11 protein-coding genes are annotated in these 15,336 nt (G+C 73.9%); 8 read left to right on the forward strand and 3 right to left on the reverse strand.

The features are described from left to right. Positions 1-386 precede the first annotated feature (386 nt). Positions 387-1,088, forward strand: a complete 702-nt coding sequence (rnhB, locus tag GBN72_RS30855) for a ribonuclease HII (protein WP_151775272.1) — start codon at positions 387-389, stop codon at positions 1,086-1,088. An 80-nt stretch (positions 1,089-1,168) separates the two neighbouring features. Beyond that, positions 1,169-1,777: a hypothetical protein gene (locus GBN72_RS30860; RefSeq protein WP_151775273.1), complete on the forward strand. Its 609-nt coding sequence runs from the start codon at positions 1,169-1,171 to the stop codon at positions 1,775-1,777. 61 nt (positions 1,778-1,838) lie between these two features. Here the strand turns inward: GBN72_RS30860 and GBN72_RS30865 are convergent, their stop codons facing one another. Continuing rightward, positions 1,839-2,465: a hypothetical protein gene (locus tag GBN72_RS30865; RefSeq protein ID WP_151775274.1), complete on the reverse strand. Its 627-nt coding sequence runs from the start codon at positions 2,463-2,465 to the stop codon at positions 1,839-1,841. Positions 2,466-3,154: 689 nt separating this feature from the next. Then, entirely contained in the window at positions 3,155-5,332 is a 2,178-nt protein-coding gene (locus tag GBN72_RS30870) for a RecQ family ATP-dependent DNA helicase (RefSeq protein WP_151775275.1), read from the reverse strand. Between the two features lie 100 nt (positions 5,333-5,432). On the opposite strand from GBN72_RS30870, the gene GBN72_RS30875 reads away from it, so the two are divergent. The 6 genes from GBN72_RS30875 (at position 5,433) to GBN72_RS30900 (ending at position 14,803) form a co-directional block, all read left to right on the forward strand. Beyond that, the gene (locus GBN72_RS30875; protein ID WP_151775276.1) at positions 5,433-7,154 is read left to right on the forward strand and encodes a DUF4192 domain-containing protein; all 1,722 of its coding nucleotides are present in this window, start codon (positions 5,433-5,435) and stop codon (positions 7,152-7,154) included. Positions 7,155-7,987: 833 nt separating this feature from the next. Next, complete coding sequence (locus GBN72_RS30880; RefSeq protein ID WP_151775277.1) at positions 7,988-8,752, forward strand: NUDIX hydrolase; 765 nt, start codon at positions 7,988-7,990, stop codon at positions 8,750-8,752. 117 nt (positions 8,753-8,869) lie between these two features. Beyond that, the gene (locus tag GBN72_RS30885; RefSeq protein ID WP_151775278.1) at positions 8,870-10,807 is read left to right on the forward strand and encodes an ABC transporter ATP-binding protein; all 1,938 of its coding nucleotides are present in this window, start codon (positions 8,870-8,872) and stop codon (positions 10,805-10,807) included. Between the two features lie 161 nt (positions 10,808-10,968). Next, the gene (locus GBN72_RS30890; protein ID WP_174887235.1) at positions 10,969-11,850 is read left to right on the forward strand and encodes a FadR/GntR family transcriptional regulator; all 882 of its coding nucleotides are present in this window, start codon (positions 10,969-10,971) and stop codon (positions 11,848-11,850) included. Positions 11,851-12,288: 438 nt separating this feature from the next. Next, positions 12,289-13,812: an RNA polymerase sigma factor gene (locus tag GBN72_RS30895; protein WP_151775279.1), complete on the forward strand. Its 1,524-nt coding sequence runs from the start codon at positions 12,289-12,291 to the stop codon at positions 13,810-13,812. Positions 13,813-13,960: 148 nt separating this feature from the next. Then, positions 13,961-14,803: a serine protease gene (locus GBN72_RS30900; protein WP_151775280.1), complete on the forward strand. Its 843-nt coding sequence runs from the start codon at positions 13,961-13,963 to the stop codon at positions 14,801-14,803. 159 nt (positions 14,804-14,962) lie between these two features. Here GBN72_RS30900 and GBN72_RS30905 read toward each other — a convergent pair whose 3' ends face one another. Further along, complete coding sequence (locus tag GBN72_RS30905) at positions 14,963-15,199, reverse strand: DUF7455 domain-containing protein (protein ID WP_151775281.1); 237 nt, start codon at positions 15,197-15,199, stop codon at positions 14,963-14,965. Between the last annotated feature and the right edge of the window lie 137 nt (positions 15,200-15,336).

Consider the following 15,336-nt stretch of genomic DNA (forward strand, 5'->3'; position numbering starts at 1 on the left):
CCGGAGCGGGGCGGGGCCGGAGCGGGGCGGGGCCGGAGCGGGGCGGGGTGGAGGACGGCCGGACGGGCCGCCCTCCGCCCCGCCCCGCTCGGTGTTCGGCGTCCGGCGGGCGTTCGCTTCTGCGACGTGCTGGCCGTCGGTGCCGTCGGCCGACGAGGGGCGGGATCGTGATCCTTGAACGCCGCGCACCGAATCGGCTCTTCGTCACCGGCTGTTCCACGACCCGCGCCTCGGTTCCCCCGGATGTCCGGACCGGTTCCCGCCCCTCCCCGGTAGGGCCCGCGCGCCGTGGTCGTATGTGCGGCAGCGAACGCTGGCGGGAGGTGGCAGGAATTGGCGAGGCCGGGGGTTCCACCCGCCGGAGGGCGGCGTAGTCTGAAGACGTCATGCCGTACGAACCACCCACCCACAGCGTCGAGCGCTCCCTCCGCGCCACGACCGGAGCCAAGATCGTCGCAGGTGTCGACGAGGTGGGCCGCGGCGCATGGGCCGGTCCGGTCACCGTCTGCGCGGCGATCACCGGTCTCCGCCGCCCGCCCGAGGGCCTCACCGACTCCAAGCTGCTCACCGTGAAGCGGCGCAACGAACTCGCGGGGACGCTCCGCGACTGGGTCACCGCCTATGCGCTGGGACACGCCTCGCCGGAGGAGATCGACGACCTCGGCATGACCGCAGCGCTGCGGCTCGCCGCGGTGCGTGCGCTGGAGGACCTTCCGGTCCGGCCGGACGCGGTGATCCTCGACGGCAAGCACGACTACCTGGGCAGCCCGTGGCAGGTCCGCACGGTGATCAAGGGCGACCGCAGCTGTGTCGCCGTCGCCGCGGCCTCGGTGATCGCCAAGGTCGAGCGGGACGCCATGATGGCGGAACTCGGCGCATCGCACACGGACTTCGCGTTCGGCGCCAACGCCGGCTATCCGTCCCCGGTCCACCGGGCCGCGCTGGAGGTAAGGGGCCCCACCCCTTACCACCGACTGTCATGGGCGTATCTTGATGCGCTGCCACAGTGGCGGCACCTGAAGAAGGTCCGCACCTGGGCGGAGGCGAGCGTTCCGGAGATCGAGGGCCAACTGGGCTTCGACTTCTGACCGGTCCGCCTCCCGCGGTTTCCCTTCCTGACATGCCCCCGCTCCCGTGGGGCGCACCGACATTTGATAGACATCAGGCCATGCCTCTCAGTCCCGAGGAGCCCCAGATTCCCGAGCGCGCCCAGGGTCCCAGCACTGCTCCGGCCCCCAGCCACAGCATGCCGACCCCCCGCCCCGTCCCCGGTCCGCGCCCCGCGGCCGCCGCGCGTCCCGGTCGGCCGGGTCCGCGCCCGGCGCCGTCCGCGCAGCGCACGACCCCCGAGCCCGGACCGCAGGCCGCCCCGTCGGCCTCCGTGGCCACCCCACAGATACAGCTGATCCCGGCCCCGCTCGACGGCGCGCTGGACGCCGCGGAGGAGGCCGTCGACCTGCTGCTCGACTCGGGCCGTGCCCCGGGCGAGGTCCTGGTGATCACCACCGGCGACCCCCACCCGTGGGCCGTCCACGAACTCTCCTTCGGCGAGGACGCCTACTGGGCGCAGCACGCCGCCGGCGACGACGTGTTCTACGCCGACGCGTCCGCGCTGGACCGGCTCACGCCGCGTCCGGTGGCCGTGATCGCCGTCAACGGCGGAACCGACGAGGCGGTGGCGGCGGCCCTGCCGGCGGCGCTGCGCCGGGCGGGCACCCTGCTGGTCGTCTGCGGCGAGCCGCAGCGGGTCAACGCGGTGCTGGGCGCCGGGGTCTGATCCCGGACCGCCCGCGTCGCGGGCGGGTCCGGTCGTCCCGTGCGCCCGGCGGTCCCGCCCCTCAGCGGGCCGCCGCGCGCCGGAGCATCTCGGACACCGCTCCGCCCGTGCGGGGGAGCGGAACGGGTGCCGCGCCGCCGAACAGCTCGGGCGGCGAGTCCGTGTGCGGACGCCGGCCGCCGCGGCCCTCACCCTGGACCTGCCAGCCGTCCCGGGTCAGCGTGATGTAGGCGCCGCAGCGCAGCCCGTGCAGCGTGCAGGCGTCGCGCAGACCCCACATCCAGGCGCCGTCCTCCTCCGTCCAGCGGCCGTCGCCCTCCCGGCAGTACAACAGCACCGCCGTGCGCACCGGCCTGCGGCGGCGCAGGTCATGGGGGATCACCCGGCGCAGCTGTGCCAGCAGTGCGTTGCGGAACATCCAGCCGTCCGCGGTCGTTCCGGGCCGGCGGGTGAACGAGGCGCTGGCGCGCATGCGTTCGTCGGGGTCGAGGACGGCCACCACGGCCGTGCCGGATTCGGGCAGGTGCCTGGAGTGCAGGCCGTTGACGACCTCGCGGGGATTGCGCAACAGCGGCACACCGGCGGCGCTCCACTCCGCGGGCTCTAGCAGGCGACTGGCGGACACGGCGGACGGGTCGGCGGACGTCGACACGGCTGCCGCGGAGGACGGGGCGAATCCGAAGGTCACGGTCCTCCCTTCGGCAGAATGCCCACTGCGCGGGCGGGGTCGGATTCGGGGGAGCGCGCACCACGAGGCTCCCGACCGTTCGACGGCGGGTCAACGCGGGGGCGGATCTCAATTCTTGCCCTCGAACTGCACCTCGGCAACGAGCAATTGGGGCCGCTGACCGCTTTCTGGTGTTCCGCCGCCAATATCCCCGCCGCGTGGGCGCGCCAACCGGCGCACAGAGTAACGGGGACGCTCGGGTTCCGTGTACTGCCCCGGTGAGCTGCGCCTTCCCGAGGCGCGACGCCGACCCGTCGGGCGCACGGGAGGTCGCGGAGACCGGCCACGGGTGTCGAGGCCGGGACGTCTCCGGACGCCCCGCGGGGGCTCCGCGGCTGCGACGCGGGTGCCCCGGTGCGGTGCGCGACGGGTGCCCGGGGGATGTCCCGGTCCGGTGCGTGGCGGACGCCCCAAGGATCCCGGGTCCGGGTGCGTCGCGGGCGCGCGGTTGGGGCAGTCGGCGGCCACGCGGTCGGAGGAACCCGGCAGGCCGGGCGGGCGATGGCGAGGCGGAACTCGCGGTGGGGCGGACGGCGCCGCGCGCGCCGGGACCGCGGCGTCGGCCGGCACCGGGGCGGCCGGCACCGTGGCATCGGCAGGCACCGGGGCGGCGGCACCGCGGCCGCGGCGCACCGGCGGGCGCGGTCCGGTCAGGCCTGGACGGCGAGCACCAGCGGCAGCACCGCCGGAGCACCGGCCCGGCGCAGGAGCCGGGCCGCCACCGCGAGCGTCCATCCAGTCTCCGTCCAGTCGTCGACCAGCAGCACCGGTCCCGGCGCGCCCGCCAGCGCCGAGGCGAGTTCCGGCGGCACGGTCAGCGAATCGTGCAGCGCCTTCAGCCGCTGGGCGCTGTTGCTCCGGTGCGGTGGCGGGGCGTCCTGCGTGAACTCCACCGCGCCCAGCAGGGGCAGCCTGCCCACCTCCGAGATCCTGGCGCCCAGCGAGCCCACCAGCCGCGGGCGGGAACGGGACGCGACCGTCACCACCCCCACGGGCCTGGGCTGGGCCCGCTCCACCCCGGGAGCCCAGCCGCCGGGCCCCTTCGCCCAGTCGGCCAGCACCTCCACCACCGCGCGCGCCACGTCGTCCGGCACGGGTCCGTCGGCCGCCTGCGGGGAGAGCAGTGGACGCAGCCGGTTGCCCCAGCCGATGTCCGACAGCCGCCCGAGCGCGCGGCCCTCGCCGGACAGCTCGGACGCCGGGATGCGCCCCTTCAGGTCGACGCCCACGGCCGCCATGCCGGTGGGCCACATCTTGCGGGGCTCCACCTCGACGCCGGCCCGGGCCAGATTCGAACGCGCGGCGTCGACCGACCCGGTGGAGGCGTCGGCAGTGAAGCGCGCCCCCGCGCAGTTGTCGCAGCGGCCGCACGGCGCGGCCTCCTCGTCGTCCAGCTGACGCCGCAGGAATTCCATCCGGCAGCCGTCGGTGGCGGCGTAGGCACGCATCGCCTGCTGTTCCGCCTCGCGCTGCCGGGCCACCCACGCGTACCGCTCGGCGTCGTAGCTCCAGGGCCGCCCGGTGGCGATCCAGCCGCCCTTCACCCGGTGTACCGCTCCGTCCACGTCGAGCACCTTGAGCATGGTCTCCAGCCGGGACCTGCGAAGCTCCACCAGCGGCTCCAGGGCGGGCAGCGACAGAGGCCGCTCGGAGGCGCCCAGCACGTCGAGGGTGCGCCGGACCGTCTCCTCCGGGGGGAAGGCCAGGGAGGCGAAGTAGCTCCAGATCGCGGCGTCCTCCTGGCCCGGCAGCAGCAGCACCTCCGCGTGGTCGACACCGCGGCCTGCGCGGCCCACCTGCTGGTAGTAGGCGATCGGGGAGGAGGGCGAGCCCAGGTGCACCACGAAACCGAGGTCGGGCTTGTCGAAGCCCATCCCGAGTGCCGAGGTGGCGATCAGCGCCTTCACCTTGTTGTGCAGCAGGTCGTCCTCGGCCTGCTGGCGATCGGCGTTCTCGGTCTTCCCGGTGTACGAGGCCACGGTGTGCCCGCGACGGCGGAGGAACGCCGTGACCTCCTCGGCCGCCGCCACGGTCAGCGTGTACACGATGCCGGAGCCCGGCAGGTCGTCCAGACGGTCGGCCAGCCAGGCCAGCCGGTGCGCGGCGTCCGGCAGTTCGAGGACGCTCAGGCTGAGGCTCTCCCGGTCCAGCGGGCCGCGCAGCACCAGGGCGTCGGAGTCCGCCCCGACCGCTCCGGTGCCGAGCTGCTCGGCGACGTCCGCCGTCACGCGGGCGTTGGCGGTGGCCGTGGTCGCCAGCACCGGCACGCCCGCGGGCAGCTCCTGGAGCATGGTGCGCAGCCGACGGTAGTCCGGGCGGAAATCGTGGCCCCAGTCGGAGATGCAGTGTGCCTCGTCCACCACCAGCAGGCCGGTCGTGGCCGCCAGGGCGGGCAGCACGTGGTCGCGGAAGTCCGGGTTGTTGAGTCGCTCGGGGCTGACCAGCAGCACGTCCACCGCGCCGGCCGCGATCTCCGCCTGGACGGTCTCCCAGTCCTCCTGGTTGGCGGAGTTGATGGTCCGGGCATGGATCCCCGCTCGCGCGGCCGAGTCGACCTGGTTGCGCATCAGCGCCAGCAGCGGAGAGACGATCACCGTTGGGCCGCTGCCGCGCGCCCGGAGCAGCGAGGTCGCCACGAAGTACACCGCCGACTTGCCCCAGCCCGTGCGCTGCACCACCAGGGCGCGTCGGCGGTGCGCGACCAGCGCCTCGACCGCACGCCACTGGTCCTCGCGCAGTCGAGCCCGTCCGGTGGGGTCGCCGACGAGCCGGGCGAGGACGGCGTCGGCCTCGCTCCGCAGTTCCGTGGTGTCGTGGTGCTGGTCCATGACCCCATCAAACAGGACGGCGGCGACAGACGGAGTTTGTGCACAGGCCGTCGTCCACAGCCGAACGGGTGAAGGCGGCGATCGGCCGTATCGTCGCCGCATGACAAATCGCGACGAAATCACTGGTTCCTCTGGAAACGAGACGAACGAGACCAGCGGGGGTGATTCGGCTGATTCCGTCCTTCGGCAGGTCACCCTGCGGAGCACCGGGGAGCTCGCCGACGCCCTGCCCTACCTGCTCGGCTACCGGCCGGAGGACAGCATGGTCCTGGTGGCCCTGCACGACTCCGGGGACCACGGGCGGTTCGGGGGCAGGGCCCGGCTCGGCATCCCGGCCGCATCCTCCGACTGGCAGGCGGCCGCCCGGCAGCTGGCCCTCGGCCTGGTGACCGGCAGCGCCCGCCGGGGCTCCGCGGTCACCGGCATGGTGGCCTACGTGTGCGAGGAGCCCGCGCCCGGCGGCACCGGGCGGGCCGTGATGGAACGCCTGCGGCCGCTGGCCCAGCTGCTGCGCACCGAGTGCGGGAAGCTCGACGTGCCGGTGGTCGAGGCGTTGTGCCTCTCCGGAGGGCGCTACTGGTCCTACTGCTGCTCGGACGAGCACTGCTGCCCGGCGGAGGGCAGACCCATGGGCCTTCCCGGCACCTCGGCGCTGGCCGCCGCCGCGACCTACGCCGGGCTGAGGGTGCGCGGCTCCCTGGGCGAGATGCGGGTACGGCTGCGCCCGTGGGAGGGGAGGGAGGCGGTGGCGGCCCAGGAGACCGCCCTGGACGAGACGGCCGCGAAGCTGTTGCCGCGCCTGGTCGAGGCGGACGGCCGCTCGGAGGTGGCGGAGCGGACCATGCGACTGGCGGCCCGTGCCCACCGCCGCTACGCCGCCGAGCCGCCGCGGCCCGATCCGCTCGACGCGGACCTCCGGGACGACGCACTCCTCACCGACGAGGAGGCCGCGGGGCTGATCCTCGGACTCCAGGACCGCGCCACCCGGGACCGGGCGGCGGAGTGGATGGAGGGGACCGAGGCGGACCCCGCCCTCCGGCTCTGGCGTGCGCTCTCCCGCCGCTGCGTCGGCTCCTACGGCGAGCACGCGGCACCGCCCCTCACCCTGGCCGGCTGGGTGGCCTGGTCCACGGGGGACGACGTGGAGGCGCGGGAGGCCCTGGCGATGGCGCTCGCCGCCGACCCCGGCTACCTGTTCGCCCGCCTGCTGCACCGGGCCATCGACGAAGGGCTGGACCCCGAGTCCGTCCGCAGCTGCCTGCGCGAGGAACGGGCACGCCGGATCGGGGCCGCGGCCGGGCGGTCCGCGGCGGGCGGCGCGCCCCCGGAAGGGAGCGGCGGAGGCGGGGCATCCGCCGGGGCGCCCTCGGGTGGGACGGCGACCGAGCAGCCTCCGGGCGGGGCGTCCGTCGGCGATCCTGTGGACGGGGCGGGCGCGGGCGAGTTCACGGCGGCCGTGGCGACGGTGCCCGACGAGAGCGTGGCCGGCGCCCGTGGTGGCACCGCCTCCGCGGCGGCCACGGCGCCGGCTCCCCGGCCGGCAGGCGGTCCGGAGGACGAGCCGGGGGTGCCCGGCGGCGGGACGTCACCGGAGGCGGAGGCCGCGGGGCAGACGGCCGCCGTCGAGCTGGCGCCCGTGGGCGGGGCGACCGGCAGCCCTCGGTCCTGCCGCGTCCCCCCGCGCGGCCGGCCCCACGGCAACAGGCGTGGTCCCGGCCGTGCCGATGCCCGGCTCAGCCGCCCGCGCGGAGGAGGTGGGCCCGCGGGTGGACCCGGAACGCTGGGGCGGGCTCGCGGCGGAAGGCGGCGGGAAGGGATGTGAGACGAGGGATGTGAGACGAGGGGTGTGAGGCGTGAGGTGTGAGGCGAGGGAGGGGTGGGCGCGGGGCGGGTGAGGAGAGGTGAGTGGCGGTTCGGATGCCCCGTGGAGCGCTGGTCGACGGGCCGATCCGCGGTTCGGCCGGGTGGTGGAACCGTGTTCGGCAGGTCCACCGCCAGGGCGCCCCGTGACCGGGCCGTGCGGGGCGCGGGATCGCCTCTCACGGATGGTGGCCCTCTGTCGCGGGGCTCGCCGGACGCTGCCGAGGTGATCGGTCACCGACCGCCCGGGACCTCCGGCGAGGGGTGCCGCGCACTCCCCGCCGGACGGTTCTCCAGGATCGCGCCGGCGGTCCCGCACCGTGGCCTGGCCTGGCCTGGCCTGGCCGTGCCTCTCCTCGCCGTGCCGGGTCGTCCCGCGCCCTCTCCTGCGCTCGGCCTCGCCTCCCGGTGCCATGCACTCGCCGTGCCGTGCCTCGCCGTGCGCTTCCGTGCCCCTGACAGGCCGGGTCGTCCTGCGGCTGCCGCCCGCTTGACCGCCGTACCCGCGGTGGCCGGCGTCCGTCCGCGGGTCGCCGGCGGCCGGAGTCCCGGCCGCCGACGTCGGTGGCCGCCCTGACGGTCCCGTCCGGCACGGTCACTCTGCGCCGCCAAGGCGTGACACCGATGGGCGAGGTCTCTCCCGACCCGGACCGCGGGACCCACGAACCGTGCCGTCCCGGCCGCCGGGCCCGGCTTCGCGGGGCCGCACCGGCGGCCTCAGGGCGCCGGCTGTCTCCAACTGCGGGTTCGGTCCGAAGCGGTGTTTATCGTCAGGCAGACGACTATGATCGCCGCATGCCCTACGACCCGTCAGCCTTTCCTCCCTTCGCCGTCACCGTGGACCTGGTGGTGCTGACCGTGCGCCGTCACTCACTGTGCGCACTGGCGGTCCGTCGCGGCGAGCCCCCCTTCCAGGGCCGCTGGGCCCTTCCCGGAGGCTTCGTGCGCGAGGACGAGGACCTGACCCAGGCCGCGGCGCGCGAACTCCACGAGGAGACCGGCCTGCGGGCGCACGACCCCGTCGTCCCCGCGGAACCCCCGCAGGACAACGGCGCCCACCTCGAACAGCTCGCCACCTACGGGGATCCGAAGAGGGACCCCCGGATGCGGGTGGTCAGCGTCGCCCACCTCGCCCTCGCCCCCGACCTCCCCGCCCCGCGCCCCGGCGGCGACGCCGGAGACGCCCGCTGGGCCCCCGTGGAGGAACTGCTCGAGCCGTCCGGGGACGGCGGCCCCGACCAGGAGGCGCCGCTCGCCTTCGATCACGCGCACATCCTCGCCGACGGAGTCGAACGAGCCCGCTCAAAGATCGAATACTCCTCGCTGGCCACGGCGTTCTGCCCGCCGGAGTTCACCGTCGGGGAACTGCGCCGTGTCTACGAGGCGGTGTGGGGCGTCACCCTCGACCCGCGGAACTTCCACCGCAAGGTCACCGGCACGCCCGGCTTCCTGGTTCCGACCGGAGGCACCACCACCCGTCAGGGGGGCCGTCCCGCCCAGCTGTTCCGCGCAGGCGGAGCCACGCTGCTCAACCCGCCGATGCTGCGCCCCGAGATCTGAGGCCAGGCGCCCCGGCCGTCCTCATGCCGTCGCACGCTCGGGGAATTCTCCCGGCAACGGCAAGGCAAAACGGGCAAACTGTAAGCAGATAACGCGTATCGCGCTATCTTGCTACGGGTGATCAAGGCCATCGGACTGACCAGTGCCCCCCGCAAGGAGCTTCCGCCCGCCGTCGACGACGTCTCCTTCGAGGCGCTTCCCGGCCGTGTCACCGCACTCCTCGGGGCGCCGGGTGCGGGCCGGACCACGGTTCTCCAACTCATGCTGGAACTGCGGCCGGGACGCGGCGTCACCCACTTCAGGGGCCGCCCCCTGCACGCGTCGCCGGCCCCGCTGCGCGAAGTGGGGGCGGTCCTCGGCGACGTCCCGGGCCACCCTGCCAGGACCGTCCGCGGTCACCTCCGCATGGTCTGCGCGGCCGCCGGGGTGCCCGCCGCCCGTGCCGACGAACTCCTGGAGAGGGCCGGCCTGGTGGAACTGCGCGACCGGCGGCTCGACTCCCTCTCCCGCGGCGCCGACCGACGGCTCGGCATGGCGTGCGCCCTGCTGGCGGCGCCCCACGCCCTGGTCCTCGACGAACCTGCCGCCGACCTCGCTCCCGAGGACGCCCGATGGCTCCACGCCGAGATGCGTCGCCACGCCGACCACGGAGGTGTGGTGCTGTTCACCACCGCGGATCCGCGGGAGGCGGCCCGCGTCGCCGACCGGGTGGTCACCCTCGACCGGGGCCGCGTGGTGGCCGGTCAGGACGTCGAGGAGTTCACCCGCGCCCGCCTGCGCCGCCGCGTCGCCGTCCGCACCCCGCACGCCGCGCGCCTCGCGGACCTGCTGGCCAAGGAGGCGCGGACCTCCCGTCGCCCGGTGGAGGTGGTCCGGGAGGGCGGTGCGCTCCTGTCGGTCTACGGCGGCAGTTGCGCCGAGATCGGCGAGACCGCCTACCGGCACGGTGTCCTGATCCATCAACTCGCCGAGGAGACCGGGGACATGGGGCCTGGGGCGGCCGCCGTACCGCCCACCGGGAAGGCCACCGGGATCCCGCGGGACGCGTGGGCCGCGGGGAGGTCCGCCGCACGCGCCGACGACGCCGCCGCTGTGTCCCTCCCCGCGGCGGCCCCCTTCATGGTTTCCCCGAAAGGGCAGCCCCCCGAGGGCGCGTCCCCCGAGGGAGCGCCTCCCGAGGGGCCGCCTCCCGAGGGGACCTCCTCCGGGGAGGGCATCCCCGGTGCGGGCCCGCGGCGCCCCCCGCGCCGTGTCCGCCGCCCCTTCTCGCCGTCGCGGCCACTGCGTTACGAGTGCCGGCGGGCCGGCGGCACCGGTGTCTGGGCGCGTACCGCCCTGGCCGTCGTCCTGAGTTCCGCCCTGGTCACCCTGGTGCTGGCCCGCATCGGCCACACCCCGCACCCCCAACTGCTCGCCGCCTGGCCCGCGCAGCTGCCCCTGCCGCCGGCCGCACTGGCCGCCGGGCTCTTCGGGGCCCTCTCCTCCGGCCACGAATTCCGTTACCCCGCCCTCGCCGTCGACCGGGGCACCGTTCCGCGGCGACTGGGTCTGCTGGTCGCCAAGTTGCTGGTCTCGGCGACGGCGGCCGCCGTGCCCGCGTTCGTCGCCGTGGTCGTCGACGCCTTGCTGCTGCGGCTGTTCCTCGGCGAGGAGTACACCGCGTTGCCCCCCGGGTGGCCGGCCCTGGCGGCGGGCTGGCTCGCCCTGGTGACGGCGTGCGCGTGGGCGGGGGTCCTGGCCGCCGGGCTCTTCCGGTCCGTCGCCGGAGGGCTGGCCGCGGTGCTCGCCGTCCCCGTCGTCGCGACCCCCCTGGCCGACCGTGCCGTCGGACTCCTCCTGCCCGCCGCGGGGGCCGGACGCCCGCTGCGGTGGGGCGGTGAACTGCTCGCCCGGTGGCACCTCGGCCGCCCCGGAACGGCCGGGGAGGCGCTGCGGGTGATCGGCCAACCCATGGGCCTTGCCATGGCGTTGTCGCTCGCGGCGCTGGTGTGCGCGTACCTGTTCACGGGGCTGCGCAGGGTGGCCCGGCAGCGTCCGGAACGGGGCCGAAGGTGACCGCTCGACGCTTCGGAGTCCCCCCGTACCCCCAACTCGCCATGGAACGTCACATTTCTTTCCGATAAGGCGTCAATTGAGACGGGGTGAGCGATCACCCTTTCGTGTGCTTTTCACCAAAGCGCTCAAGGGAGTTGGCGCCGGCGCCGACAAAAGATTCCGTGAGTACCCTTGCGCACACCATGATGACCGCCGCCCGCTCCGCCGACTCCGGCCTGGCCGGCGCGGGTGAAATCGACCGCTACCCCTACGCCGAGGGCCCCACGGCGGACAGGGTCGGCGTGCCCTCCTGGGACGCCGAACCGGAGCTTGGCCGGGTCGGCGCCCGCCGCGCGGCCGGAAGCCGTGGCCGTGGACTGCACGGCCAACTCGTGCAACAGCTGGGACAGATGATCGTCTCCGGTGATCTGGGGGCGGACCGGCCGCTCGTTCCCGAGGAGATCGGTCAGCGGTTCGAGGTGTCCCGCACCGTCGTCCGTGAATCCCTCCGCGTGCTGGAGGCGAAGGGTCTGGTCAGCGCCCGGCCCAACGTGGGCACGCGGGTGCGGCCGGTCAGTGACTGGAATCTGCTCGACCCCGACATCATCGAATGGCGGGCGTTCGGCCCCCAGCGCGACAACCAGCGCCGGGAGCTGACCGAGCTGCGCTGGACGATCGAGCCGCTCGCCGCGCGGCTGGCCGCCGGGCACGGCCGGGAGGACGTCCAGCAACGCCTCGCCGACATGGTCGAGATCATGAACCACTCGGTGGCCCAGGGCGACGCCCTGACCTTCTCCCGGGCCGACGCCGAGTTCCATTCCCTGCTCATCCAGGTCGCCGGCAACCGGATGCTGGAGCACCTCTCGGGCATCGTCTCGTCCGCCCTCCAGGTCTCGGGAGGTCCCGTCACCGGCTGCGACCGGCCGAACGAGACCTCGCTGACCCACCACGCGCGCATCGTGGAGGCCTTGGCGCAGGCCGACGGCGCGGCCGCCGAGGCCGCCATGCGGCAGCTGCTCACCGTGCACCCGGACACCGTCGTCCCGGCGCCCCGCGAGCACTGACGGAAGAGGGGCCGGGCGCCGCCGGGGTGATGTCCCGGCGGCCCCTCCCGTCCGGCATCGGCGGTCCCTCCCGTCCGGCATCGGCGGTCCCTCCCGTCCGGCCATGGCGGCTCTTCCCCTCCGGTGTCTCCGGGCGGGGTGTCCTGCATCACGAGATCTGCGGAAAACGGTCGGTCCGTGACCGGCGATGACCGACTATCTTCGGTATTGCACCCTTTCGCGGTGTGACTCGGGCCACGCAGATTGGGCGTAACGCTCGGCGGAGCAGCGCGATGACCTAATAGGTGACAGCCGAGGAAGGAATACGGACGCCGTACGCGGCGCTTCCCCTCCCGGCCCGAGCCCGCGCCGTCGGCTCATCCCCAGGTCGGCGGTCGTCGGCTCCTGTCCTCGCGGACGGGGCCGGAAGCCGTTTTCCAACGTTCCGAGAGGTTGTTCGTGTCGGCCAGCACATCCCGTACGCTCCCGCCGGAGATCGCCGAGTCCGTCTCTCTCATGGCGCTCATCGAGCGTGGGAAGGCTGAGGGGCAGATCGGCGGCGATGACGTGCGTCGCGCCTTCGAAGCCGACCAGATTCCGGCCACTCAGTGGAAGAACGTTCTCCGCAGCCTCAACCAGATCCTCGAGGACGAGGGTGTGACGCTGATGGTGAACGCGGCGGAGCCCAAGCGCGCCCGCAAGAGCGTCGCCGCCAAGAGCACCGCGAAGCGCACCACGACCCGGTCGGTCGCCGCGAAGACGGTGGCGAAGAAGACCGCCGCTCCCACGGCTCCCGTCGAGGAGGGTGAGGAGGCGGAGGCCGCCTCGCCCGCCAAGAAGGCCGCCGCCAAGAAGACCACCGCCAAGAAGGCGGTGGCGAAGAAGACCACCGCCAAGAAGACCGCGGCGAAGAAGACGGCGTCCAAGAAGGACGACCCGGACCTCGTCGAGGAGGAGCTCGAGGAGACTCCCGGCAAGGCCGGTGACGAGCCCGAGGGCGCCGAGAGTGCCGGCTTCGTGCTGTCCGACGAGGACGAGGACGACGCCCCGGCCCAGCAGGTCGCCGCGGCCGGCGCCACCGCGGACCCGGTCAAGGACTACCTGAAGCAGATCGGCAAGGTCCCGCTGCTCAACGCCGAGCAGGAGGTCGAGCTTGCCAAGCGCATCGAGGCCGGCCTGTTCGCCGAGGACAAGCTGGCGAACTCGGACAAGATCGCGCCCAAGCTCAAGCGTGAGCTGGAGATCATCGCCGAGGACGGCCGCCGCGCCAAGAACCACCTGCTGGAGGCCAACCTCCGACTGGTCGTCTCGCTGGCCAAGCGCTACACGGGCCGCGGCATGCTCTTCCTGGACCTGATCCAGGAGGGCAACCTCGGTCTGATCCGCGCCGTGGAGAAGTTCGACTACACCAAGGGCTACAAGTTCTCCACGTACGCCACCTGGTGGATCCGTCAGGCGATCACCCGCGCCATGGCCGACCAGGCGCGCACCATCCGTATCCCGGTGCACATGGTCGAGGTCATCAACAAGCTGGCCCGCGTCCAGCGCCAGATGCTCCAGGACCTGGGCCGCGAGCCCACCCCGGAGGAGCTGGCCAAGGAACTCGACATGACCCCGGAGAAGGTCATCGAGGTCCAGAAGTACGGCCGCGAGCCCATCTCCCTGCACACCCCGCTCGGCGAGGACGGCGACAGCGAGTTCGGTGACCTGATCGAGGACTCCGAGGCGGTCGTGCCGGCCGACGCGGTCAGCTTCACCCTCCTCCAGGAGCAGCTGCACTCCGTCCTGGACACCCTCTCCGAGCGTGAGGCGGGCGTGGTCTCCATGCGCTTCGGTCTCACCGACGGCCAGCCGAAGACGCTCGACGAGATCGGCAAGGTCTACGGCGTGACGCGTGAGCGCATCCGTCAGATCGAGTCGAAGACGATGTCGAAGCTGCGTCACCCGTCGCGTTCGCAGGTCCTGCGCGACTACCTCGACTGACCGGGACCGGTCACAACCGGTCGGAAAGCGCGGCGAAGGCCCGGCTCCTCTTCTCGGGAGCCGGGCCTTCGCGTCGTCGCACCTGTGGCGACGGGCCCGGCTGGATTACTTTGGGTCGACACATGGTCGACCCGGAGTGAGGAATGTCATGCGTTTTCTCCCAGCCGTGGGGGTCGCGGCGGTGGCCTCGTCGCTGGCGGCGCTGGTACCGGCCGTGCCGGCGGCCGCCGACGCGGGAACAGTTCGGGGCGGGGCCTCCCGTGTCGTCGTCGGAGGGTTCCCCGTGGAGATCGAGCAGGCTCCCTGGACCGTGGCAATCTCCAGCCGCCGGCTCTTCGGCGAGACGAGAGCCGGGCACTTCTGCGGCGGCGCGGTGATCGGTGCGAGCACCGTGCTCACGGCGGCGCACTGCCTGGGCGAGCAGGTTCTGGGCACGTCCCCCGACCAGGTGCCGGACCTGGCGGTGATCGCGGGGCGGTCCGAGCTGACCGGCGCGGGCGGCCGGGAGATCAGGGTGCGGGACACCTGGGTGAATCCGGGGTACGACGACGTCACCAATGCCGGGGACTTCGCCGTGCTCACCCTGGCGGAGCCGCTGCCGAGGAGCGCGGTGGTGCAGGCCGCTCCCGCGGGCGACAGCGGGTACCGCCCGGGCGCCTCCGCCACGGTCTACGGGTGGGGTGACGTCAACGGCTCGGGGGCCTACTCCCCGTCGCTGCGGGCGGCGCAGGTGCACGTCCTGGCGGACGCGTCGTGCGAGGAGGCCTATCCGGGGGGCTCGGAGGGCGCCTACACGCCCCGGGCGATGCTCTGTGCCGGAGAGCCCGGGGGAGGCCCGGACGCCTGCCAGGGGGACAGCGGAGGCCCTCTGGTGGCCAGGGGCCGGCTCATCGGACTGGTGTCCTGGGGCAGCGGCTGCGGGCAGGCCCGGAAGCCGGGGGTGTACACCCGGGTGTCCGAGGTCGTGCGGGCACTGGCCCGGCAACCCTAGGGCGGCCAGGGACCGGGCACGGCGGCCCTGGGGTCCGCCGGCCAAGGGCCAGGTGCGGGGAACGAGCAGAGGCGGCCGGCCTCCCTGGCGGGGGAGGCGGCCGCCCTTGTCACCCGGCCTGTGCCGGATTAGCTCGTCGTGGGTGGAGTGTCGGCGCTCTCAGCGCTCTCCGTCGGGTTCGGCTGCGGCCGGGCCGGAGGACGTCAGTCGCTCCGTCTCGTCCTGTATCTCGGCGGCGATCTTCTTGAGTTCCGGCTCGAACTTGCGGCCGTGGTGGGCGCAGAAGAGCAGTTCTCCGCCGCTCAGCAGGACGACGCGCAGGTATGCCTGGGCGCCGCAGCGGTCGCAGCGATCGGCGGCCGTCAGCGGGCTCGCGGGGGTCAGAACAGTAGTCACGTCGCCTCTTCTCTAGCTCGACGAGCTGTCGTACCAGGGTCAACATCCAACCAGGCCGAAAACGTTCCCGCTCGCGGCTTTTCCTCGAAAGATTTCTTGGCGAGGCGGCTGTCTGCTGCCGGTTGGCGGCGAATGTG

The organism is Streptomyces abyssomicinicus (assembly GCF_008974245.1).
Classification (GTDB): Bacteria; Actinomycetota; Actinomycetes; order Streptomycetales; family Streptomycetaceae; genus Streptomyces; species Streptomyces abyssomicinicus.

Bases quoted from the DNA above. Each gene is read 5' to 3' on its own strand.
- rnhB (WP_151775272.1), top strand. From the start codon at position 387: ATGCCGTACGAACCACCCACCCACAGCGTCGAGCGCTCCCTCCGCGCC.
- GBN72_RS30860 (WP_151775273.1), top strand. From the start codon at position 1,169: ATGCCTCTCAGTCCCGAGGAGCCCCAGATTCCCGAGCGCGCCCAGGGT.
- GBN72_RS30870 (WP_151775275.1), bottom strand. From the start codon at position 5,332: ATGGACCAGCACCACGACACCACGGAACTGCGGAGCGAGGCCGACGCC.
- GBN72_RS30875 (WP_151775276.1), top strand. From the start codon at position 5,433: ATGACAAATCGCGACGAAATCACTGGTTCCTCTGGAAACGAGACGAAC.
- GBN72_RS30880 (WP_151775277.1), top strand. From the start codon at position 7,988: ATGCCCTACGACCCGTCAGCCTTTCCTCCCTTCGCCGTCACCGTGGAC.
- GBN72_RS30900 (WP_151775280.1), top strand. From the start codon at position 13,961: ATGCGTTTTCTCCCAGCCGTGGGGGTCGCGGCGGTGGCCTCGTCGCTG.